The organism is Sphingomonas sp. CARO-RG-8B-R24-01 (assembly GCF_022662295.1).
GTDB lineage: Bacteria > Pseudomonadota > Alphaproteobacteria > Sphingomonadales > Sphingomonadaceae > Sphingomonas.
The window spans coordinates 65,262-86,496 of sequence record NZ_JAKNQI010000005.1 but is presented as its reverse complement, the minus strand read 5'-3'; the positions used below and the strand labels follow the sequence as shown (position 1 = coordinate 86,496).

General features: G+C 66.1%; 20 protein-coding genes and 1 tRNA gene. 7 read left to right on the top strand and 14 right to left on the bottom strand.

Going from position 1 to position 21,235, the window contains the following annotated elements:
• The first annotated feature begins 55 nt into the window (after positions 1–55).
• Entirely contained in the window at positions 56–829 is a 774-nt protein-coding gene (locus L8G49_RS11575; protein ID WP_242185818.1) for a M15 family metallopeptidase, read from the top strand.
• 46 nt (positions 830–875) lie between these two features.
• Here the strand turns inward: L8G49_RS11575 and L8G49_RS11570 are convergent, their stop codons facing one another.
• Positions 876–3,218 carry a TonB-dependent receptor gene (locus L8G49_RS11570; protein ID WP_242185817.1) on the bottom strand — a complete coding sequence of 781 codons (2,343 nt, stop codon included), beginning with the start codon at positions 3,216–3,218 and terminating at the stop codon, positions 876–878.
• Positions 3,219–3,508: 290 nt separating this feature from the next.
• Between L8G49_RS11570 and glp the strand changes: the two genes are divergently transcribed.
• Together glp and lexA are read left to right on the top strand one after the other, a co-directional pair.
• Entirely contained in the window at positions 3,509–4,699 is a 1,191-nt protein-coding gene (gene glp / locus L8G49_RS11565; RefSeq protein WP_242185816.1) for a gephyrin-like molybdotransferase Glp, read from the top strand.
• 56 nt (positions 4,700–4,755) lie between these two features.
• Complete coding sequence (gene lexA, locus L8G49_RS11560; protein ID WP_242138844.1) at positions 4,756–5,430, top strand: transcriptional repressor LexA; 675 nt, start codon at positions 4,756–4,758, stop codon at positions 5,428–5,430.
• Here lexA and L8G49_RS11555 read toward each other — a convergent pair.
• Together L8G49_RS11555 and L8G49_RS21010 are read right to left on the bottom strand one after the other, a co-directional pair.
• Positions 5,427–6,746: a ComEC/Rec2 family competence protein gene (locus tag L8G49_RS11555; RefSeq protein WP_347272059.1), complete on the bottom strand. Its 1,320-nt coding sequence runs from the start codon at positions 6,744–6,746 to the stop codon at positions 5,427–5,429. The genes lexA and L8G49_RS11555 overlap by 4 nt on opposite strands.
• The gene (locus L8G49_RS21010) at positions 6,668–7,717 is read right to left on the bottom strand and encodes a ComEC/Rec2 family competence protein (RefSeq protein WP_277923235.1); all 1,050 of its coding nucleotides are present in this window, start codon (positions 7,715–7,717) and stop codon (positions 6,668–6,670) included. Before L8G49_RS21010 ends, L8G49_RS11555 begins: the two co-directional genes overlap by 79 nt.
• A 28-nt stretch (positions 7,718–7,745) precedes the next feature.
• Here L8G49_RS21010 and gltX point away from each other — a divergent pair, with 28 nt between their 5' ends.
• Genes gltX through L8G49_RS11540 form a run of 3 tightly spaced genes read left to right on the top strand, consistent with a single transcriptional unit; the run spans position 7,746 to position 10,702 of the window.
• Entirely contained in the window at positions 7,746–9,212 is a 1,467-nt protein-coding gene (gene gltX / locus L8G49_RS11550) for a glutamate--tRNA ligase (RefSeq protein ID WP_242185815.1), read from the top strand.
• A gap of 18 nt (positions 9,213–9,230) precedes the next feature.
• Positions 9,231–10,517: a citrate synthase gene (locus L8G49_RS11545; protein WP_242138842.1), complete on the top strand. Its 1,287-nt coding sequence runs from the start codon at positions 9,231–9,233 to the stop codon at positions 10,515–10,517.
• Positions 10,514–10,702 carry a hypothetical protein gene (locus tag L8G49_RS11540; protein ID WP_242185814.1) on the top strand — a complete coding sequence of 63 codons (189 nt, stop codon included), beginning with the start codon at positions 10,514–10,516 and terminating at the stop codon, positions 10,700–10,702. The genes L8G49_RS11545 and L8G49_RS11540 overlap by 4 nt, the downstream gene beginning before the upstream one ends.
• A gap of 97 nt (positions 10,703–10,799) precedes the next feature.
• On the opposite strand, the gene L8G49_RS11535 is transcribed toward L8G49_RS11540, so the two are convergent.
• The 5 genes from L8G49_RS11535 to L8G49_RS11515 form a co-directional block, all read right to left on the bottom strand.
• A complete protein-coding gene (locus tag L8G49_RS11535; protein WP_242185813.1) occupies positions 10,800–10,988 on the bottom strand; it encodes a hypothetical protein in 189 nt (62 codons plus the stop codon).
• 68 nt (positions 10,989–11,056) lie between these two features.
• Positions 11,057–12,481 carry a HAMP domain-containing sensor histidine kinase gene (locus L8G49_RS11530; protein ID WP_242185812.1) on the bottom strand — a complete coding sequence of 475 codons (1,425 nt, stop codon included), beginning with the start codon at positions 12,479–12,481 and terminating at the stop codon, positions 11,057–11,059.
• Positions 12,478–13,620: a DUF2336 domain-containing protein gene (locus L8G49_RS11525; RefSeq protein ID WP_242185811.1), complete on the bottom strand. Its 1,143-nt coding sequence runs from the start codon at positions 13,618–13,620 to the stop codon at positions 12,478–12,480. Before L8G49_RS11525 ends, L8G49_RS11530 begins: the two co-directional genes overlap by 4 nt.
• A gap of 35 nt (positions 13,621–13,655) precedes the next feature.
• A complete protein-coding gene (locus L8G49_RS11520) occupies positions 13,656–14,816 on the bottom strand; it encodes a hypothetical protein (RefSeq protein WP_242138837.1) in 1,161 nt (386 codons plus the stop codon).
• Positions 14,817–14,900: 84 nt separating this feature from the next.
• Positions 14,901–15,194: an Hpt domain-containing protein gene (locus tag L8G49_RS11515; protein ID WP_242138836.1), complete on the bottom strand. Its 294-nt coding sequence runs from the start codon at positions 15,192–15,194 to the stop codon at positions 14,901–14,903.
• Positions 15,195–15,412: 218 nt separating this feature from the next.
• Here L8G49_RS11515 and L8G49_RS11510 point away from each other — a divergent pair, with 218 nt between their 5' ends.
• Positions 15,413–17,617 carry a hypothetical protein gene (locus tag L8G49_RS11510; RefSeq protein WP_242185810.1) on the top strand — a complete coding sequence of 735 codons (2,205 nt, stop codon included), beginning with the start codon at positions 15,413–15,415 and terminating at the stop codon, positions 17,615–17,617.
• 75 nt (positions 17,618–17,692) lie between these two features.
• On the opposite strand, the gene L8G49_RS11505 is transcribed toward L8G49_RS11510, so the two are convergent.
• From L8G49_RS11505 to L8G49_RS11480, 6 genes are all read right to left on the bottom strand, one after another.
• Positions 17,693–18,079 carry an Hpt domain-containing protein gene (locus L8G49_RS11505; RefSeq protein ID WP_242186099.1) on the bottom strand — a complete coding sequence of 129 codons (387 nt, stop codon included), beginning with the start codon at positions 18,077–18,079 and terminating at the stop codon, positions 17,693–17,695.
• Positions 18,080–18,345: 266 nt separating this feature from the next.
• Complete coding sequence (locus L8G49_RS11500; RefSeq protein ID WP_242138834.1) at positions 18,346–18,681, bottom strand: hypothetical protein; 336 nt, start codon at positions 18,679–18,681, stop codon at positions 18,346–18,348.
• 76 nt (positions 18,682–18,757) lie between these two features.
• A complete protein-coding gene (locus tag L8G49_RS11495; protein WP_242185809.1) occupies positions 18,758–19,579 on the bottom strand; it encodes an SDR family NAD(P)-dependent oxidoreductase in 822 nt (273 codons plus the stop codon).
• Positions 19,576–20,562 carry an aldo/keto reductase gene (locus L8G49_RS11490; RefSeq protein ID WP_242185808.1) on the bottom strand — a complete coding sequence of 329 codons (987 nt, stop codon included), beginning with the start codon at positions 20,560–20,562 and terminating at the stop codon, positions 19,576–19,578. The genes L8G49_RS11495 and L8G49_RS11490 overlap by 4 nt, the downstream gene beginning before the upstream one ends.
• A 117-nt stretch (positions 20,563–20,679) precedes the next feature.
• Positions 20,680–20,940 carry a hypothetical protein gene (locus L8G49_RS11485; RefSeq protein ID WP_242185806.1) on the bottom strand — a complete coding sequence of 87 codons (261 nt, stop codon included), beginning with the start codon at positions 20,938–20,940 and terminating at the stop codon, positions 20,680–20,682.
• A gap of 187 nt (positions 20,941–21,127) precedes the next feature.
• Positions 21,128–21,204 (bottom strand) — tRNA-Met (locus tag L8G49_RS11480).
• Positions 21,205–21,235 lie beyond the last annotated feature (31 nt).

Here is a 21,235-nt window from a genome sequence, read left to right as displayed (position 1 = left end):
GGTGAGAAGACGTATTTTGCGGGGTGTTCAGTCGACGTTTCGAACGGCCACGGCGGTGTTGATCGCACTCCTGGCGGGATCGGCCGCCTTGGCCCAGCCCGCGCGACCCGGAGCACCGACCAGTCTGGTAGCGTCCGACGACGGCCGCATGCTCGGACACCTGCCGTACGGCGACGCGCGCGCGCAGGATCTCGTGATCGCGCCCTCCGGCTTCTCGGTTGGGGCGACTTGTCGCGTCCATCGTGACATGCTTCCGGATCTCGACCAGATGCTGGCGGCCGCCGCGACCGCACCGGGGGTTGGGAACAGCCTGCGCGGCATATCGTGCCACCGTGACGTCGCGCGGCAGCATGCGGTCTTCTGCCACGAGCGGCATCGCGCAACCTGCATCGATGCGGTCGATCGCGCGCGGTCCGTCGCCCCGCCGGGATATAGCGAGCATGCCACCGGCTATGCGATCGACTTCGGCCTTCGACCATCGCGCGCATGCCCCGACGTGAGCTATTGCTTCGCCTCGACTGCGCCGGGGCAATGGCTGCTGGCACATGCTCCCGATTATGGTTTCGAACTGTCTTTCCCGGCGGGCAACCGACAGGGCTTGACATGGGAACCGTGGCATTGGCGGTGGGTCGGCACGCGGGAGACAGTTCCCGGGGCCCTCGCGGCGCGCGCGCTGTTTGCCAGAGCCCGCACGCTATATCCGGCGCTTCCGATCGCGCGTGATGTTCTGGCAGCCAATGCCGCGGCCGCACCCGTACCGGGCAACAGGATCGCCCCGACGCTGTTGCCCTTGCCCGATATCGGCGGGCTCAAAATCAGACGCCGGTAGGCGAGCCAACCACCCCCGAAGGCATGGCCGGCTCGCTCCCGTCGGATCAGAACTTGCCGCTCAGCGACACACCGATGATCCGCGGATCGTTGAAGACGGCGGCGTTGTAGTTATCGAGCACGCCCTTCAGGTTCTTCTCGTTGGTCAGGTTGCGCACGAACACCGCGATCTCATACGCGTTCGCCGGTCCGGCGTAGCCGGCTTTCAGACCCGCTTCGAACGTGCCGTCGGACGTGTATTCCACCGTCTTATAGGGCACGAAGCTGGTGTAGCCCTGTACGTTCACGTCGCCCGAAACGAACAGTTTACCGCCATTGCCGAGCGGCAGGTCATAGCGCGCATTCGCGTCGAGTTGATATTTCGGGGCGTTCGGCAGGACGTTGCCATTGATCTGGGCGAGCACGGCCGTGACCGCTCCGGCACCGTTGCGGACGTTGATCGTGGGATTGAGCACGGTGCACGTCTTCGCCCCGTTGAGGAAACAGACCGGCGCATAGACACGCGTATCGTTGACCTCGGTGTGCAGCACGCTGCCCCCCAATCCCAGCGTGAAGTCGCGCAGCGGACGCCACGTCAGTTCTGCCTCGCCGCCCCATGCCTGGGCCTGATTGGCGTTGAACAGCAAGCCGTTGTTATTGGCATCGTTGCCGTTCAACTGGATGTTGTCGACCTTGTAGTAGAAGCCGGTCGCGTTGAACCGCAGCGTGTTGTTGAGCAGGTTCGACTTGACACCCGCCTCGTACGACATGATCGTCTCGGACGTCGCCGTGACGAAATCGCTGCCGAATACAGCGTTACGCCCCTGGATCGTAGGCCCGCGGAAGCCGCGCGCGACCCGCGCGTAGACGCTGACATCGCGATCGATCTGGTACAATGCACTCGCATCCCAGCTCGGCTGCGTATCGGACAGACGAACATAAGGCCGCACATTGTCGGTCGCGATCGGCGCCCCCGCGGCATTCAGGCGACGCTGGACGAGCCGTGTCGACTTGGTGTCGTTGGTGACGCGCACGCCGCCGGTGAGAGTCAGCTTGGGCAGGATCTCGTAGCTGATCTGGCCGAAACCGGCGTAGGATGTATTGACGTTGCGGATCACGACGAAGTTGTTGGGATTGCGCGCAGCCTGCCCCGGCAACAGGAAAAAGCCGCGCTGGTCGAACTCGGTCGTGTCGCGCGAATCGAAGTATATCCCGCCGATCTGCCACTTGAAGCGGCCCTTGCCGGCATTGGACAAGCGAACTTCCTGGCTGAGCTGATCAAGATCTCGTACGCGCCCTTGGCTCTCGGCGGTGAACAGCGCACCCGGATAGTTCGCGCCGATGCTGCCATCGGTATCGCCGCGGCTATAGCCTGCGGTCGTCTCATAGGAACTGATCGACGTGAGCACGACGCCGCCGAAATCGTTCGTCGCGTTGAACGACCCGCCATAGGTCTTGTACGCCTGCGGATTGTTGGCGCCTTCGTCGAGGCCGACGACGCTGCGCGGCTCCGCGCTGACGTCGTTCGACCCGAGCTTGATCGCACCGCGATGGAAGATCGTCGAGGAGCCCTTATAGTCGCGCGCATGAGCCGACAGCAGCCCGGTAAAACCGGTTTCCGGGGGCGTCAGCATCAATTGAATGCGAACGTCCTTCTCGTCGAACCCGCCGAGCTTGTCCTTGCCGCCGACGGTCCCGTCGTCGCTCGGGCCGGCATACCGGTTGTCGATCCAATTGTCGCGATGCTGGAACAGCCCCGACACGCGGAACGACAGGACGTCCTTCACGATCGGGCCACCGACGCCCGCGTCGATCGTCGCGGTATTGTAGCTGCCATAGGATGCCGAGGCGCGGCCCTCGAACGTGTTCGTCGGGCGATTGGTATCGAACTTGATGATGCCGGCGGTCGTGTTGCGTCCGAACAGCGTGCCCTGCGGGCCACGCAGGACTTCCACCTGGCGGACGTCGAACACCGGATTGGACTTCAGGACGACGTGCTCGAGCACGACATCGTCCTGGATGATCGACACGGGCTGCGAAGCGCCCAGATAGAAGTCGATGTTGCCCAGACCACGGATGTAGAAGCGCGGAAAGATGCGGCCCGTCGTCGTCTCGGCGTACAGGCCCGGAATACGATTGGCGAGTTCGAGAATATCGCCGCCGCCGGTCTGGAACGTCCGCAGCGCATCGCCACCGATCACGCCGACCGAAACCGGGACTTTCTGCAGGTTCTCGGTACGGCGCTCCGCGGTGACGACGATATCGCCGAGACCATCGGCCGTGGTGGGCGCGTCGCTCGTCGCGACAGCGACCGGATCGGGGGCCGTCTGCGCCTGTGCCATCGATGCGGCAAACACAGCGGAGCCCGCTGCCCCCGCCAGCAACACGGATTTTACAAAAGTCTTGTTCACGAAAAGGTCCCCTTGATCGTCCGGGGAGAACGGCTGCTCGACACGATCGAGCGCGCCCATTGGCGTCGCCCGCACGTCGGCCCATCCAAGGATCGGAAGCCATTCCCCGCGGCGGCGGCTAGAACGGGATTGTTTCGCAGTCATGACGAATCGTACACGGCGGCAGCATCGGGCGCACTTCAGTGATCAGGTGTGTCCTGGCGGCATCAATGCGCCGGTGGCGGCTCCGTTGGTCGCGGCTGACGACAGGGGTCGACGCAACCCGAGCGAAGGCGATAGGGACAGCCGCCATGACTGAACGCCCCCCCCTTCTTGCCGTCGAGGATGCGCAAGCGCGTCTTCTGACGCTGGCACCGCGCATTGCCACCGAAACGGTCCCCTTGCGCAAGGCCGCCGGCCGCTGGGCCGCATGCGCCGTTACGGCTCGCCGGACCCAGCCGGCGCGCGATCTTTCCGCCATGGACGGCTATGCGGTTCGCTACGATGATCTGGGCGGGCCGCTTCGCCTGATCGGAGAAAGCGCGGCGGGCCATCCCTTCGACGGCGCGCTGAATGCGGGCGAGACCGTCCGGATCTTTACCGGAGCCGCGCTGCCCGCCGGTGCCGACGCGGTGCTCATCCAGGAGGAGGCCGAGCGCGATGGCGATGCCGTCCGCCGATCGGGTGCCGGCCCCGCCCGTGGCGGGAACATCCGGCTGGCAGGCATCGATTTCCGTCTCGGCGACGTGCTCATCGATCGGGGCGATCGGCTGAGCCCGGCGCGGATCGCACTCGCGGCCAGCGGGGGCCATGGCGACCTGCTTGTCGCCCGCCGAATTCGGGTCGCGATCGTCGCAAGCGGTGACGAGCTCACCCTGCCGGGGTCGCCCTTGGAGGATGGTACGCTTCCGGAGTCCAACGGGGTCATGCTCGCTGCGATGCTCGCGGATTTGCCGGTCGATATTATCGACCTCGGCATCCTGCCCGACCGGCTGGAGACGATCACCGACGCCTTCGTAGGGGTAGACGCCGATATTCTGGTGACCACCGGCGGCGCATCGGTGGGGGATCACGATCTCATCCGGCCCGCCCTGGCCGCGGCCGGCGGGTCGATCGATTTCTGGCGGATCGCGCTGCGTCCCGGCAAGCCGATGCTCGCGGGCAAGATCGGGGAAATGCTCGTGCTCGGCCTGCCCGGGAACCCGGTGTCGGCGTTCGTAACGGGCGCGATCTTCCTGAAGCCGCTGATCGCCGCGATGGCCGGCGCGCGCGATCCCCGCCCGATGGCCTATCCGGGCATCCTGGGCGCGCCCCTCAAGGAAAACGACCGTCGCCAGGATTACATGCGCGCGACGACGCGTGCTGGGCGGGTCTACCCCGCCGACCAACAGGATTCATCGCTGCTGGCGACGCTGGCGGGCGCTGACTGTCTGATCATCCGCGCGCCCCATGCGCCGGCGGCCGCTGCCGGGGACTCGGTGGAAATCCTGCCGATCGCTTGACGCCCGCCTTTCTGTTCCGTATAGGTTCGCAGTCTGTTCCGACGAAAGGGCCCGGGATGCTAACGCGCAAACAGCATGAGCTGATCTGCTTCATCAACGACCGGCTGGAGGAGACAGGCGTCTCGCCCTCATTCGAGGAAATGAAGGAAGCGCTCGATCTCAAGTCGAAGTCGGGCGTGCACCGTCTGATCAGCGCGCTCGAGGAACGGGCGTTCATCCGTCGGCTGCCCAACCGCGCCCGTGCGCTCGAAGTGCTCAAGATGCCCGAGCGGGGCGCCAAGACCCCGACACGCGCAGCACCGGAAGCGCCGCCGGCGAACGTGCGGCCGCTGCCCAATCCAGCGAACGACGTGATCGAGATCCCGCTTCACGGACGGATCGCAGCCGGCGTGCCGATCGAGGCGTTCGAGGGCGCCTCCATGCTCGCCGTGCCGGCGGCATTGCTGGGCGGCGGCGAACATTATGCCTTGGAAGTCGCAGGCGATTCGATGGTCGAGGCGGGGATCCTCGACGGCGATTACGCGCTGATCAAACGCCAGGACGTCGCGCGGGATGGCGAGATCGTCGTGGCGCTGATCGACGACAGCGAGGCAACGCTCAAATTCTTCCGACGCGAGGGAGCGATGGTCCGGCTCGACCCGGCCAATCGTTCCTATGATCCGCAGCGGTATACGCCGGCCCAGGTGCGCGTGCAGGGCAAGCTGGCTGGCTTGCTGCGCCGCTACGACTAATCGCGCGCTGGATCCTGCGTTCCTGCAGGACGGTCGGTGGCCCTCCGTCGACCGTGACGGATCGGCACCCGATCTGCTGGGATCGTAATCCACGGGTGCCGGTCGCCGGGCGTGCGCACGGTGCGAACCGTTGCGCTGGCCGCTGACCACGGGGCAGCGGGGTGGAAGGTAATCGCGACTCCGCCCGTCTGCGTCAGGGTGGATCGATCCAGCCGCAGCCAGCGCGGACGGCACCGTCGGGACAGCCATCGGTCGCTGATGACGATATCGGCACGTGCGCAGGCTCGGATAAAGTCGTCGATCGGGACGAGGTACGGGCTACGCGTCGCCAGAATGGTCCAGCGTCGAGCGCCGATGATGCGGGTGGCCATGCACAGGTCGCGGCTGCAACGCGCGTCGCGCTGATCGGACCATAACACCGGCAACCCCGCCGTCCCGCCGCTTTGCGCCATCATGTCGGCGGTATAGTCGCCGGTTCGATCCCGCAGCAGCGCGACGTCCCCCGCCTGGGTTCGGATCGCGACATGCCGTCCATCTCCCGTCACCAACAGGTCGGGAGCGGGCGTCAGGAACGCCCATAACGCACCGGTCAGCAGCGGAACGACGCCGAGCCGTCGCCATCGGGTCCGCCACAGGGCGATCCACAGGCCGCCCGCGACCATTGCCGCATAAGCGCCCGCCGGCATGGCCGGCAAGGGCGCGACCGAGCCGGGGATCGCCGCCGTTGTCCTTGCAATCCAGAGCAATGCGTCGAGCGCGAGCCGGGTGGCCCACCAGAACGGTTGTCCGGCACCGATCGTGTCGAGCAATAGGGCGGCGGCCTCCAGCGGCATGACGACGAACGTTGTCAGCGGGATGGCGACGATATTCGCGACCGCTCCGTAGACCCCCGCCTTCTGGAAATGGAACAGCGAGATCGGCAACAACGCGGCTTCGACCACCAGCCCGGTCATCAGCAAGGATCCCGTGCTACGCAGCAGATGCTTCAGGCGCGGCTCCTCCCGGGCTGCGACCAGCGCCCGGATACCGGGATGGTCGTTCCAGGCGATGATCGACGCGACCGCTGCAAAGGACAGCTGGAAGCTCGGGCCCGACAGGGATTCGGGGTATAGCAGCAGGACCACCACCGCGCCCGCCGCGACCAGCCGCAAGGTCAGCGCTTCGCGCCCGAGGGCGAGCGCGACCAGGACGCACAATGATGCGACACAGGAACGTATCGTCGGAACCTCGGCGCCTGTCAGCAAAGTATAGCCGATCGCGACCACGGCCCCCGCCGCGCCGGCACGAACGGCAATCGCAGACGCAGGGCCAGCCACGGAGACAGCGCCAACAGGCGCGTGACGAGGATCATCGTCGCGGCAACCGCTGCGCTGATGTGGAGCCCACTGACCGACAGGAGATGGGCGAGGCCGGAGCGCCGCATCGCCTCGGTATCGTCCAGCGGAATCGATCCCTGGTCCCCGGTCGCCAAGGCGGCCGCAATGCCCCCCGCCCCGCCGCCTCCGGCCCGCTCCTGGATATGCGCGGACAACGCCTCGCGCAGACCGGGCAAAACGGCTGGCTCCCCGCCCGCGAGGACCGTTACGGGCGCAAAACCACGGCCCGTCGCGCCGATCCCGTCAAACCACGCGGTCCGGGCATAGTCATACGCGCCTGGCACCGCCGGTTCGGGCGGGGGCATCAAGCGCGCCGCGAGGCGTATGGTCGCCCCTGCCACGAGACCAACCGGAACATCCGCCTTTGCTAGATTGAGGCGCAACGCGGGTGGCAGTTCCGGAAGCCGCCGCGATACCGCTTCCGGGCGGGAGACGACCGAGATCGGCGCCAGCCGCAATCGCACCAGATCCCGCGCGACCAGCGGCTCGACCCGTTCCACCCGCGCCGTGAAGGTCAGAATTGCGGGGCGCGCCAGGATCGGATGCGCGATCCGCTCCGACCGCCACCACACGAGCCCCAGCCCCAGCGCGACCGCCAACGCGCCAACCGCCAGCGCGCGCGCGGCCCGCCCATGGCGTCCGCGCGCCACGGAACCCAGCGCGATCGCCACCGCCACGAGCATTGCGGCACGCCATGCGCCCGGATCGGGCAGGACAAACCACAGCGTGATGCCCAGCCCCAGCATCACCGGCAGCCATAGGGCGAGCTGGTCGCGCTCAGCCTCCAGCCAGCGTTCGACCTCGTCCGCCACCGCCATGCCGCCGGACCCGAGATGTGACGGCCATGCGCGCACGCCGATTTGAAGCGCCGGAAAGCGCGTGCTAGGGGCGCTGCAGGCTGATCCGGCCATCGAAATTCTAGTCTGGGAGTATGCGCGGTTGAGCGCAATCACTGAAACCACCACCGCTGCCAGCAGCGCTGATAACGCTGCCGCCAATGCACAGGTCGTGACGCGGTTTGCGCCGTCGCCGACCGGCTTTCTCCATATCGGCGGTGCCCGTACCGCGTTGTTCAACTGGCTCTACGCGCGCCACCACGGTGGCCGGTTCCTGTTGCGGATCGAAGATACCGATCGCGCCCGCTCGACCCAGCCGGCGATCGATGCGATCCTGACATCGCTGCGCTGGCTCGGCCTCGATTGGGATGGCGACGAAGTGTATCAATCGGCACGCGCCGATCGCCATGCCGAAGTCGCGCATCTGATGGTCCAGCGCGGGCATGCCTATCGCTGCTATCTGACTCCCGAGGAGCTCGCGGCGATGCGCGCCGAGGCTGAAGCCGCCAAGAAGCCGCTTCGGGTGCGCAGCCCTTGGCGGGACCAGGCGGCCGCGGCGGACGACAGCCGCCCCTTCGTCGTCCGCCTCAAGGCGCCGACCGAGGGTGCCGTCACGATCGATGATCGTGTGCAGGGCGCGGTGACGGTTCAGAATGCCGAACTCGACGATCTCGTGCTCCTGCGGTCGGATGGAACGCCGACCTATATGCTCGCGGTTGTGGTCGATGACCACGACATGGGCGTGACGCAAGTGATTCGCGGCGACGATCATCTCAACAACGCCTTCCGCCAATTGCCGATCATCCGCGCGATGCAGCAGATCGAGGGAGGTTGGCCCGATCCCATTTACGCACACATTCCGCTCATCCACGGGTCGGACGGTGCCAAATTGTCGAAGCGCCATGGCGCGGTCGGCGTCGAATACTATCGCGACGAGCTCGGCATGCTGCCCGAGGCGCTCGACAATTATCTGCTGCGGCTTGGTTGGGGGCATGGTGATCACGAGATTATCAGCCGCGCCCAGGCAGTCGAGTGGTTCGATCTGGCCGGTGTGGGCAAGTCACCATCGCGGTTCGACTTCAAGAAGCTTGAAAACCTGAACGGCCAATACATTCGCGTCGCGGATGATGCACGGCTTGCCGCGCTTGTTGCCGAACGCCTTGATTTCGAGCCGACGGATCAGCAACTGCAAGTTCTTGAAGCGAGCATGGCCTCGTTGAAACCGCGGGCAGCGGATCTGCTCGATCTCGCCAACGGCGCCGCCTTCCTGTTTCGCAAGCGCCCGCTGGAGATGGATCGCGATGCTACCGCGCTTCTGTCCGGCGACGCCCCCCGACTGCTCGCCCGGCTGCACGCAGCGCTTGACGCAGTCGAAAGCTGGGATACGGAGAGCCTCGAAACTGCGGTACGGCAGGTCGCCGATGACGCAGGGGTCAAACTCGGACAAGTCGCGCAACCACTGCGTGCGGCGTTGACCGGGCGCAAGACCTCGCCTGGAATTTTCGACGTGCTCGATTTGCTCGGGCGTGAAGAGAGTCTTGGTCGGATCGCCGACCAGATGCTTGCTTAAGTCACGAAAGGACAAAGGATGACCGACACCGCCAAACTGAGCGCCGCCGGCAAGGACCTGGATTTGAAGGTCATGCATGGCAGCGTCGGTCCCGACGTGCTCGATATCCGGAAGCTGTACGCGCAAACCGGCATGTTCACCTACGACCCGGGTTTCACCTCAACCGCCAGCTGTGATTCCGCCATCACGTACATCGATGGCGATGAGGGCGTTCTGCTGCACCGCGGCTATCCGATCGGCCAGTTGGCCGAGCAGTCGACCTTCATGGAAGTCTGCCACCTGCTGTTGAACGGCGAACTGCCGACCAAGGACGAGCTCGACAAGTTCAGCTACACGATCAGCCGCCACACGATGCTGCACGAGCAGCTGGCGACCTTCTATCGCGGCTTCCGTCGCGATGCGCATCCGATGGCGATCATGTGCGGCGTCGTCGGCGCGCTCAGCGCCTTCTACCAGGATTCGGCGGACATCACCGATCCGCAGCAGCGCATGATCGCGAGCCATCGCCTCATCGCCAAGATGCCGACGATCGCTGCGATGGCGTACAAATATTCCATCGGCCAGCCGTTCATGCATCCCAAGAACAACCTGAGCTACACCGGCAACTTCCTGCAGATGACGTTCGGCGTTCCGGCAGAAGAATATGTGGTGAACCCGGTCGTCGAAAAGGCGATGGACCGGATCTTCATCCTCCACGCCGACCACGAGCAGAACGCGTCGACCTCGACCGTTCGTCTCGCAGGGTCTTCGGGCGCCAACCCGTTCGCGTGCATCGCGGCGGGCATCGCCTGCCTGTGGGGCCCGGCGCATGGCGGCGCCAATGAAGCCGCGCTCAACATGCTCCGCGAGATCGGCACCGTCGACCGCATCCCGGAGTATATCGCGCGCGCCAAGGACAAGAACGATCCGTTCCGCCTGATGGGCTTCGGTCACCGCGTCTACAAGAACTACGATCCGCGCGCGACCGTGATGCAGCAGACCGTGCGCGAAGTGCTCGGCGAGCTCGGCGTGACCGATCCGGTGTTCGATGTCGCGATCGCGCTCGAGGAAATGGCGCTCAGCGATCCGTACTTCATCGAGAAGAAGCTGTTCCCGAACGTCGACTTCTATTCGGGCGTGATCCTCTCGGCGATCGGTTTCCCGACGACGATGTTCACGGCATTGTTCGCGCTCGCCCGCACCGTCGGGTGGGTCGCGCAGTGGAACGAGATGATCTCGGACCCCGAGCAGAAGATCGGCCGTCCGCGGCAGCTCTACACCGGACCGACGCAGCGCGATTACGTTGCGCTGGATGCGCGCAAGTGAAGACCCTGGTGGCCCTCGTCGGTGTGCTCGCCACGCTGATGGGGCTGCTGTGGATCGGCCAAGGTTTGGGGCTGGTCCATTGGCCTGCGTCGAGCTTCATGATCGCGCAGACGCAATGGGCCGTCTACGGCGCGGTTCTGGCCGCAGTCGGACTGGGTGCAATATGGTGGTCGCGGCGGCGCTGACCCGAAGCGACGTGCTCTTCGACAGCTGACTGATCCCTGACGACCTGAACATCAGGTCGTCAGGGATAAGCTCGCGGCGCCGGGCCCGCCACGCAATTCAGGCGGCCTTGGCGCCCGGCGTGCCGCATTTGGCGAACTTGCCGTTCAGCCGGCATCGGGTCGGTTTGGGCGTCGCGGTCGCACATTTCATGAAACGCCCCTTGGCGTCTTTGCAGGGGGCCGCAAGGGCGGGCGCAGTCCCTGCCGCGAACGCCAGAATCGACGCCGCCAGAATAATCTTACGCATACAAACTCTCCTCACCCCTACATGGGCGAGAGGAAGGTACGCCAAGCGCTGCCGGCGTCAATCCGCGATTAGGATAAGCGCTCCATGCCCCGGAGCGGCAGCGAAAAGACGAAACGGGCACCCTGTCCTGGTGCGCTGTCGACGGTCACGTCCCCTCCCATCGCGCGCGCCAGGCGTCGCGCGATATAAAGGCCAAGGCCCGATCCGCCCGCCTCATTCTGGTCGACCCGCGCAAACTTTCCGAAGATGCGCTCCTGATCGGTCGAAGCGATTCCCTTGCCCTGGTCGGCGACGATGATGGCGGCGATATTGCCGTCACGCTCGGCGCGGATCCAGACCATGCCATCGATCGGAGAATAGCGCACAGCGTTGGCGATCAGGTTGACCAGGACCTGCAACGCCCGCCGGAATTCGCCCGTCGCCGGTAGCATTTCGCCGAACGCCGGCTTGTCGATCCGAACCCGGGCGGAAGACGCGCGGATGTTGAGGAGGCCCGCTGCTCGTCGCGCGACATCCGCCAGGTCGATCGCGTCCTGGGCTACGACAAAATCGGGCCGTTCGATCGCCTGGAGATCGACCAGATCGTCGACCAGTCCCATCAAATGCCGACCGGCGCTCGCGATGTCCGCGGCATACTCCGCATAGTCCTGCCGCAAGGGCCCTTCGGACTGCGCATGGATGCTGTCGGCGTTGGCAATGATCCGGTCCAACGGAGCGCGCAAGGTCTGGTCCAGCCGCGCGGCGAAGGCGTTGGCGACCGAGTCCATGACGGCATCGCCCGCGATTGCTGCCGGATCCTTGGGCCGGACCGGGATTGCCGGGTCGACGATGTGCGCCGCTCCGATGAAGCCGATGAAGCCACCGCTCGCATCGCGACGCGGCGACGCCGACAGGAGTACGGCCTGCCCCGTATCGCGCACGGTCGCAGGTTGATCGTCGAACCGTCGTTGCAGGGCGAGGCCGTGCAGGATCGGAAACGCCCCGACGTCGTCCTCTGCGAGCGCGAACAGGCGCGTCAGCGGCTGGCCCAATAGCGCCCCGCTCGGCAAATCCCCCGTAGCGGCGGCGTTGGCCGACAGGAAGGTAAGCGACAGTGCGGAGTCGGTTTCCCACAGCCAATCCGCCGCGCTGCGCAGGAAATCGGCGCTGCACGCTTCGTCCACCGCGGGCGGCTGCCAGGACGGTCGGGGGCGCCACCCCGTGATCGTCAGGTCGATCCCGTCGGGCTCGGCGGACGACGGTGTCGGTTCGGCACCGACCCGCAGGTCCAGATCGGCGCCCCCGTCGGCAACGACCACGTTGCGCGACACGCGGATCGCGAGGCGCAGTGCCAGCCGCGCAAGCGTTACCAGCGGCGGAACCGCCAATACATGCCCCAGCGCACCGCCCGCGCGCGCGTTGAGGTCAAGCAGAGCCTGGTCTGCCGCGATCAACCGACCGTCGCGATCCAGCTTTGCACGGACGGGCGTGAACGCCGGGTCATCCAGGCTCACGCCGGTGCGCCCCGCACCGCGGATGTCCGCCGGGTGCCACGCGCAAACGCCGTCAAGGCGGCGCGATAATCCCGGTGCAGCAACAGGGGCGCGAGGGCGTGGCGTGCCGCGACACAGTCGATCTCTGCAATATCATTCAACGTATCGGCAAAGCCGTCGATATCCCGCCGGGGATCGGCTTCGGCGAGTGACAGACCGAACCGCGCGATCGTCGCGCGGTCCAGATCGATCGCGCGCAACGTCAGCCATAGGCGGTCGCCGGAAGGGTCCAGCACGATCTCGCGCGTGTCGGCATAGTCGAGCCCGAGGCCCTGCGCGATCAAGGCGATACACAGGGACAAGCGACGATCGAGCAGCGCCTCCATCAGCAACCGCGCGCGGTCGGCTGGCGTCGGGTCCAGCGCGACTGCAAGCTGCAACGCGACCGCCTCGAGCCGATCGCGCTCGTGATGCGCCGCTATCACGTGCTGCGCCGCCTCGGCAAGCGCGCGATCGAGCGCGGAAGTCGTTGCGCCGGCCGCGTCAGGAAGATCGGTCCGTACCGCGGCCGCGCTCCACCAGACGAGCCGATGCTGCAGTTCGGCGGGGAGGTCGCTCGACGACGAAGTCCCGTCAGGACCGCTGAGGCGACGACGGCTTTCCGCGGCCAGCAATGCCGCAGCGCCCGCCCCTACAGCAGGATTGGCGTGATGCAGCAGCCGGGGCAACAGGCTGGACCGCTCGGGATCATCCGGCGCAGACGTCGGTAGCGCATCCGCGATCGCATCCTGCCGGATCCGGCCGAGCAATTCCCGCATCACTTCCGGATCCCGCAGCAACCCACTGGCGATCAGACGTCCGATGATTGGCAGTGCCGGCGCGCTGACCCGGTCGGCGAGCGCGGCTTCGTCCCGGGCAATCAGCAGACGGGCAGCATGTCGTCGGAGCGTTGCCTCGACCGCGCCGGTCAGTTGGGCAAGCAGTCTGGTCATGCCCAGTCGCGTGCGATCGTCCAGTCGCGCATCGTCCGCAAGGAACACATCCTCGATCGCGCCGCACAACCGATCTTCCGCGCGCACCGCCGCCGCCGCCGCGCGTTCCAGCAGCGTCGTGACGCCGCTCCGGCCCCCTGCATCCTTTTCGCGATCGTTGATCGGCATGCCGGGGACTTACGCCGTTTGTCTCCCAAGCGGGACTAGGGCTTTTGCCGAAAAGCCTCGATTGCGGCCGCAAGTGTCCCAGCAGCGTACAGTCCCGCCGCGGCCAACCCGATCAACGGCCAGCCGATCACGACCAGCGGTAGCAGGATCACGAGGTACGCGGCGGGGCTCGCCCACCAGCGGCGTAGCAGCGCCGGCAGGGCAGCACGTTCGAGCAGCGCGCCCGCGACGATCAATCCGCCCGCCAGTGACGTTCCCGCGACGGGGTCCGCCCTGACCCCGATCGCCAGCACGACGAGTGCGACGATTCCCGATCGCGCATGCATCGCGACGGCGGCGATCCTGTTCTCTTCCCGGACCCAGCCGAGAGCGGTTGCGACGCTCGCTGCGACCAGCGCCACGGCAGCGAGCATGAGCCCGATCACGGGGTGCCGTGCCACGATCACGCCCAGCGCGGCAACGCTCAACGCCCCGGCGAGCGTCAGCGGCGCCAGCGTGGGCACCAGTCGTGCCATCAACGGGGGAAGCGAAAGCCGGACCAACGGCGCGAGCAGGAAGCGCTCCGCCCACCGGACCGGCTTGGCCACCAGTGCGGCGACGGTGCTGGTGCCGCGGCGTGTCAGCGCGTCCGCGCTGCGCTCGATCGCATGCTTGGGGGCATCTCGGGGGTCGAGGCGGACCTGTTCGGCGCCGGCCTGCGCCGCGACCCGGAGGAGCGTCGACTGGAAATCATAATCACGCGGCATTGCAGCCACTTCTGCGACGCGCTTGCCATCCAATAGCGCCAGCCCCGCCCACGCCGCCTTGGCACTCACGCGCTCGTAGCGGTGATCGTCCGGATCACAGATGACGATCGTATCGTGGCCGGCGCTCGCGAGGCTCTGGATGATGTCGCCGCTCGTCACCACGCCGTCCGCGACGATCAGGACGCGGGCCAACGGGTGGAGCTTGGCGACGGCATCCTGTGCGCTGCGCACCGCGTCGACCGATCCGCCGCGACGTCCGATCCGACCGATCACCCCCAGCAGCTCGGGGGTCATGCGCGATACGACGAGGATGATCTGCGTCGCGCCCGCTGCCGCCAGCAACCGCGCCTGGAACTCGACCAGGGTCAGCCCACCGAACGGAAGGGTGCCCGCCAGCGTCCCCGGGCGATCGTCGGCGTCCTCGGTCGTAAAAATCAGTCCTGCCAGCATGGTCGCGCTGTTACGGCGTTCCGAAGATCTTGGCAAAGGGGCAGCGCGGACGGCCCGTCTTTCGACAAGAGCCGTCACGAGACCTCACAATCGATCGACCACCCGTCGCAGGCGCCGCATCAAGGCAGCATCGTGGGGGTCGGTTTCGGCGGCCTCCGTCGCGATCGCCATCAACCGCACCGCTCCGAAACTGGCCGCCAGCCCGCGGAGCCGCCAGGCGGCGCTGCGCCATTCGGCATCGCCGGACGCATTCTCCAGGGCATGGAGTCCGCGACGGACACTTTCGAGGAAGGCGACACGCAATTCGGCGATCAGCATGGGCTCATCGCCTACTGCCGCCGCGAGCGTCGCATCAATTGCACCGGGATCATACGCCATGGATCAGCCTCTAAGGACCAAGGACTTAAGGTTAAGTTGCGCTATTCGCTTTGCCTAGCGGGTTTTCGTGGTAAAGATCGGCGATGAACGGGGGTTCTCGCATCATCGACCTAAGGCCGAATGGCCGCTCACCGTCCGGCCCAACGTCCGGCAACGCGACCCGTGGCGGCTTGCTGTCGCAGTTGGAAGCCCTCCCGTCCGACGCGGAACCCCTGCCCATGCACCATCTTTCCCACCCCGACGACTTCATCGACGAGGAAGTGCCAGTTGCGCGCTTTCCCTGGCTAGCCGTAACGGGCGGGGTGCTGGCGGCGGTATGGATTGTCGCGATGCTATGGCTATCCTGGCCGGACCTGCCGCAGCTGACCGCCCCCGGGGTCGTCACTTTCGTCGCGGGGCTCTGCGTTCCGCCGACGCTGATCGGAATCGTGTTGCTGCTCGCGTTGCGCACCAGCACCGCCGAGGCACGGCGGTTCGGACGGACCGCACAGGCAATGCGCGCCGAGGCAAGCAATCTCGAGCGTACGATCGACCGGCTGTCCACCCGCATCGACGATCATCGCATCCAGTTGACCGAACAGAGCGAATGGCTCGGGACGCTCGGCGACACCGCGGTTGCGCGCCTCGCGGGCGTGGGCAACGGATTGCGGGACCATATCGCTTCGGCCGACGCGCATGCGTCCACGCTCGCCAAAGCGGCAGAAAATGCGCAGACGCGGCTCGATGTCCTGCTCGCGCTGTTGCCCCGCGCGCACGGCGAAACCGATGCGCTCGCGCAATTGCTGAAGGCGACGGGCGTGACGGCGAGCGAGCATGCCGCCGCGCTGGACGCGCAGTTGTCCGCCCTCGCCGAACGCGGACGCGAGGCAGATGCCGTGGCGAACGGCGCCGCACAGAAGCTCGCGGCGCACATCACCCGCATGGAAGCGACCAGCGAAACCGCCGGTGCGCGGCTTGAACAGGTGACCGGCAACATGTCGCTCGCGGTCGATGGACTGCTGGGACGGACCGCCGACGCGATCGATGAAGCCCGCAAGGGCATTGCCGCGCAGGGCGATGCCTTGCTGGCGATGCTCGGCACGAATCAGGCCGCCTTGGAGCGGGTCGCCCACGACAGCGCGGACGGCCTGGCGTCGAGGATCGTCGAGATCGAGGCGCTCATAGACCACATCGCTGCCCGCCTCGATGCGCAGCGCGGGACTGGCAGCGACATCTTTGCGGAACTCGATCACGGCATCGCGCATGTCTCGGGCCGGTTCGACGCGCTTCATGCACAGGGGATCGATCGCAGCCAGACCCTCGCCGCCTCGATCGGCGCGCTGGGCGGCTCCGCGCACGCGATGACCGAGGCGCTGCGGATGGGCGATACCGTGGCAACCACCGCGATCGGGACGATCGAGCGACTGCTGCTTGCGCTCGATGCCACCGCACGCGAGATCGATGAGACCCTCCCTGACGCGCTGACGCGGCTCGACACCAAGGTGTCCGATACGCGTCGCCATGTCGGTGCAACGAAGCCCGAGTTGCTCGCCCTCGTCACCGCCGCCGAAAGCACACACGATGCGATTGAAGCGATTGCGCATGTCGTCGCCAATCAGCGCGATACGGTTGACCAGCTGGCGGGGACGCTCATCGACACACTGAGCGACGGCAAACTCAAGGCAGATGCCTTGGGCCAGATGGTCGACGATACGATCGGCCAGACGCACCGCTTCGCCGACGAAGCCGCGCCGCGCCTGGTCGAGGCGCTCCTGCGCGTCCGCGACACGGCGAGCGCCGCCGCCGATCGCGCGCGCGAAACATTGGCGAGCGTCATTCCCGATGCCGCGCTTGCGTTCGAACAGCACAGCGCAGCCGCGGTCGAACGGGCCGCGACGCGCGCGGTCGAACACCAGCTCGCCGCCATCGCAACGGCCGCCGACGCCGCCGCCGATGCGGCGGCGCGCGCGTCCGCGCGACTGGAGGATCGCATCGCGGCCCTGTCCGACGCGTCCGCGATCCTGGAAACGCGGTTCGAGGATGATCGGCTGGAACGCGAGGCCGCGGACCAGAATTCGATGGCGCGACGGGTGTCGCTGCTGGTCGAGGCGCTCAATTCGGCCTCGATCGACATTGCCAAGACGTTTTCGGCGGATGTTTCGGACAGTGCCTGGTCGGCCTATCTCAAGGGCGACCGCGGGGTGTTTACCCGGCGGGCCGTCCGGTTGCTCGATACGACCGAAGCGCGGCAGATCGCCTATCTGTACGATCACGACGACGCGTTCCGCGACCACGTGAATCGCTACATCCACGACTTCGAGTCGATGCTGCGGGCGATCCTCTCGGGCCGCGACGGCTCGCCACTGGGTGTGACGCTGCTGTCGTCCGACATGGGGAAACTGTACGTGGCGTTGGCTCAGGCGATCGAGCGCCTGCGGACCTGATGGGTCACGGGCCTAGGGCTCTGGAGAACGCCTAGGTATTCAGGGTGGATTGGACGTGGCGTGGGCCGCTCGCGATCACCCGATACGACGGCCGAAGCCCTGGCGGCGTTGAACCACTGGGTTGCCCTCGGCTTCGAGGATCGACAGCGTCCGCTCGAACAGACCACGCAGGGCTGCGACCTCCGAGATCGCTTCGTCGGGCGTATCGTGACCCTCGACGCAATCGCGCGCCACCACCTCGATCCGTTCGGCCAGCGCACCGAGCGGCTCGGCACCGAACTGACGCGCCTCGCCCTTCAACGTATGCGCGGGAATGATCAACGCCGCGGCATTTTGGGCCCGCATGGCGGCCTCGATCGCGGCGACCGACTTTACGCCGTCCTCCCGGAAATAGCCGAGGATACGGACGAACCCTGCACCGAGTTCATTCCGCGCGCGCGTGAACGCGACCCAGTCGATCAGATTTCTGTCGTCGAGTGACACCGTCGTCTCCCCCCAAACACGTCCGCCACGGACATGAAGGTCATGCGGCCGGTCTAGTCGGATATCGTAAACGAGGCGTTGACGGGGCTCGCAAATTCGCCGCTCTGTCGAATTTTTTCGCGTGATGTCATGCGGATGTTCGCGAACTGTCGTTTCCGCGACATGCGAAAGCGCCCTGTCCCCTCGCGGGGACAGGGCGCTTAAACGTTTATCAAACCGTTCCGCCAGACGCGGTCGGGTATGAATCAGCAGCCGTTACGGCGGTTCTGCGACTCGTCATGCTTCTTGTCGAGATGACGACCGAGCAAGGCGCCGCCGACGCCGCCAGCCACCGTTCCGAGCGTACCACCGCCGAGGACGTTGCCCAGTACCGCGCCACCGGCGCCGCCTGCGATCGTACCGGTCGTGCCGTTGCTGCGCTTGCAGTCCTGATACCGGCGCGAGTCGCGACCACGATACGAGCGATCACGATAATCGCGGTCCCGGTAGCCATCGCGGTAACCGTCGCGATCCTGTGCTGCGAGAACCGGGCCCGGGAGCGCTACTGCAGCCATCATGACCGCCATCATCATCTTCTTCATGATCTTGTCCTTCGTCACTAAACCCTGTGGCCGAACAACGGCGCACCCGTCTGAAAGTTCATTTTCGCGACGGTTGTCATTCGGCCATGTAGCGATCGAAGCGGTCCTTCCAGTCGGGATGCCACCGCGACAGTGCCGGACGATTTTCCGCCAGATCGCCGGCCGCCCACAGGATCCGTTTGCGATCCTGCTCGGGCGTCGTCTCGTTGTCGGGGCACAGGAGATAGAAATCCCCCGCTGCAATCCCCGCGAGCATGAAGGCAACGACCTGGTCGGCGGACCAGGCGCCCGCCGGCTGTTCGACGGCGCCGCGCGCAGTCATGCCGGTAAAGGTGAACCCGGGGATCAGCAGGTGCGCGCTGACGCGGTCACCCGTCTTCTGCCGAAGCGTGTGAGCCAGACCTTCGGTCAGCGCCTTCACCCCCGCCTTGCTGACATTGTACGCGGTGTTGCCGGGTGGTTGCGTGATGCCCTGCTTGGACCCGGTGTTGATCACCAGCCCGGCCGCCTCGCTCGCGATCATGCCGGGTACGAAGCTCTGCACGCCGTGCACCACGCCCATCAGATTGACGCCGAGCACGAGATGCCATTCCGCCGGATCGGCCAGGACGTCGCCCCCTGCCCCGACTCCCGCGTTGTTCATCAGGACCGAAACGGGTCCGTACCGATCAGCAATCGTGGCGGCGAGCCCTTCCATCGCGGCGCGGTCTGCGACGTCGACCGCCATCGCCAGCGCACCACTACCAATCGAAGCCGACGCGGCGTCCAGGGCGGCACCAGCGCGATCGACGATGATCACCCGCATCCCCAGGGCGGCAAATGCGGTCGCCGCCGCCAGACCAATCCCACTCGCGCCACCGGTTACGACGGCGAGTTTATCCTGCGAGAGAGCGCTCACAGGTTCAGTGCTGCCATCTGCGGCGCGGCGTACCGCGTACCGGTGGCGGCGCCCGGCGGAAGGATCGCATCGATCCGCGCCAGATCATCCGCGCTCAGCACGACGTTGAGCGCCCCGAGATTGTCCTCGAGATAGGTCCGGCGCTTCGTGCCCGGGATCGGGACGATGTCGGTGCCTTGCGCCAGGACCCATGCCAGCGCGAGTTGAGCCGGCGTACAGCCCTTGTCCCTGGCCATCTCACCGACCGCATCCGCCAGTGCGAGGTTCTTGGCGAACGCCTCGCCCTGGAACCGCGGATGGTTGCGCCGCGTATCCCCCTCGGGGAGGTCGGCGGGGGTCTTGAACTGTCCGGTCAGGAACCCGCGACCTAGCGGCGAATAAGGCACGAATCCGATGCCCAGTTCGCGCACCGTCGGTAGCAGCGTTTCTTCGGGTTCGCGGCTCCACAAGGAGTATTCGGTCTGCAGCGCGGTGATCGGATGCACCGCATGGGCCCGGCGGATCGTTTCCGGTGCTGCTTCCGACAGACCGAGATATTTGACCTTTCCGGCCTTGACCAGATCGGCCATTGCACCGACCGTCTCCTCGATCGGCACGTTCGGATCGACGCGGTGCTGATAATATAGGTCGAACACGTCCAGCCCGCTTCGCTTCAGGCTGGCGTCGCATGCCTGCCGGACATACTCGGGGCGTCCGTTGATCCCCTGGAAACTGCCATCCGTGCCGCGAACGTTTCCGAACTTCGTGGCGACCTTGATCCATTCGCCCCGTTCCCGGACGACGCGGCCGACGAGCTCCTCGTTACGGCCAACCCCGTACATGTCGGCCGTGTCCAGGAAATCGACGCCGAGGTCGATCGCCCGGTGGATCGTCGCGGCGGATTCGACGTCGTCTCCGCTGCCGTAAAAGTCCGACATGCCCATGCACCCGAGCCCGAGCGCCGAGACCTCCAGCCCTTGCGAGCCAAGTTTACGCATTTCCATTCGAACTCTCCTTGGATCGGGCAACGACGGCCCGGAACATCGATCGCCCAATGTCTCGGCGCGCAAAGGGTTGCGCCATGCCTGCCGCCGCTACGGCGATCAGGCTCCGGGATGCGTTCAACCGTCGCTCGGCACGACTTCGACGATATCGAGCGCATAGTCCTTCCAGCCACGCATCCGTGCCGCCTCGGCCGCTGCCTTGGTCTTGCGCCGCGCGTCGGCGAGGGACTTGGTGTGGCCCCAGAAGACTTCGGTTTTCCCGCTCTCCAGAATGGCCACGATTCGCCAGTAATGCGTGAACGCGACCGCGGTCGGTCCGATCGTCTTGCTATACCCGTCCGGAAGGGTCGCGGTCAGATAGGTGCGCTTCTTCGCCATGGTGCACGCTGATGTACCCTAGCGCGATCTTGCTCAAGTGTCCTGCACAGGCTGGTGCACACAACCCAATCAGAAGTGCAGCGCTCTGACGGGCGTCGAAACCACCCTGTGTCTACGTTGAGACCAAAAGTGATAACGCAGGCTGCGCCTCGACACGGCCCATTTCGATACGGCGGCACTACCGATTTGGTAGCGGAGGAGGGACTTGAACCCCCGACCCCAGGATTATGATTCCCGTGCTCTAACCAACTGAGCTACTCCGCCAAGCCGTATCGAAGAGGGGGCGCTATAGGAG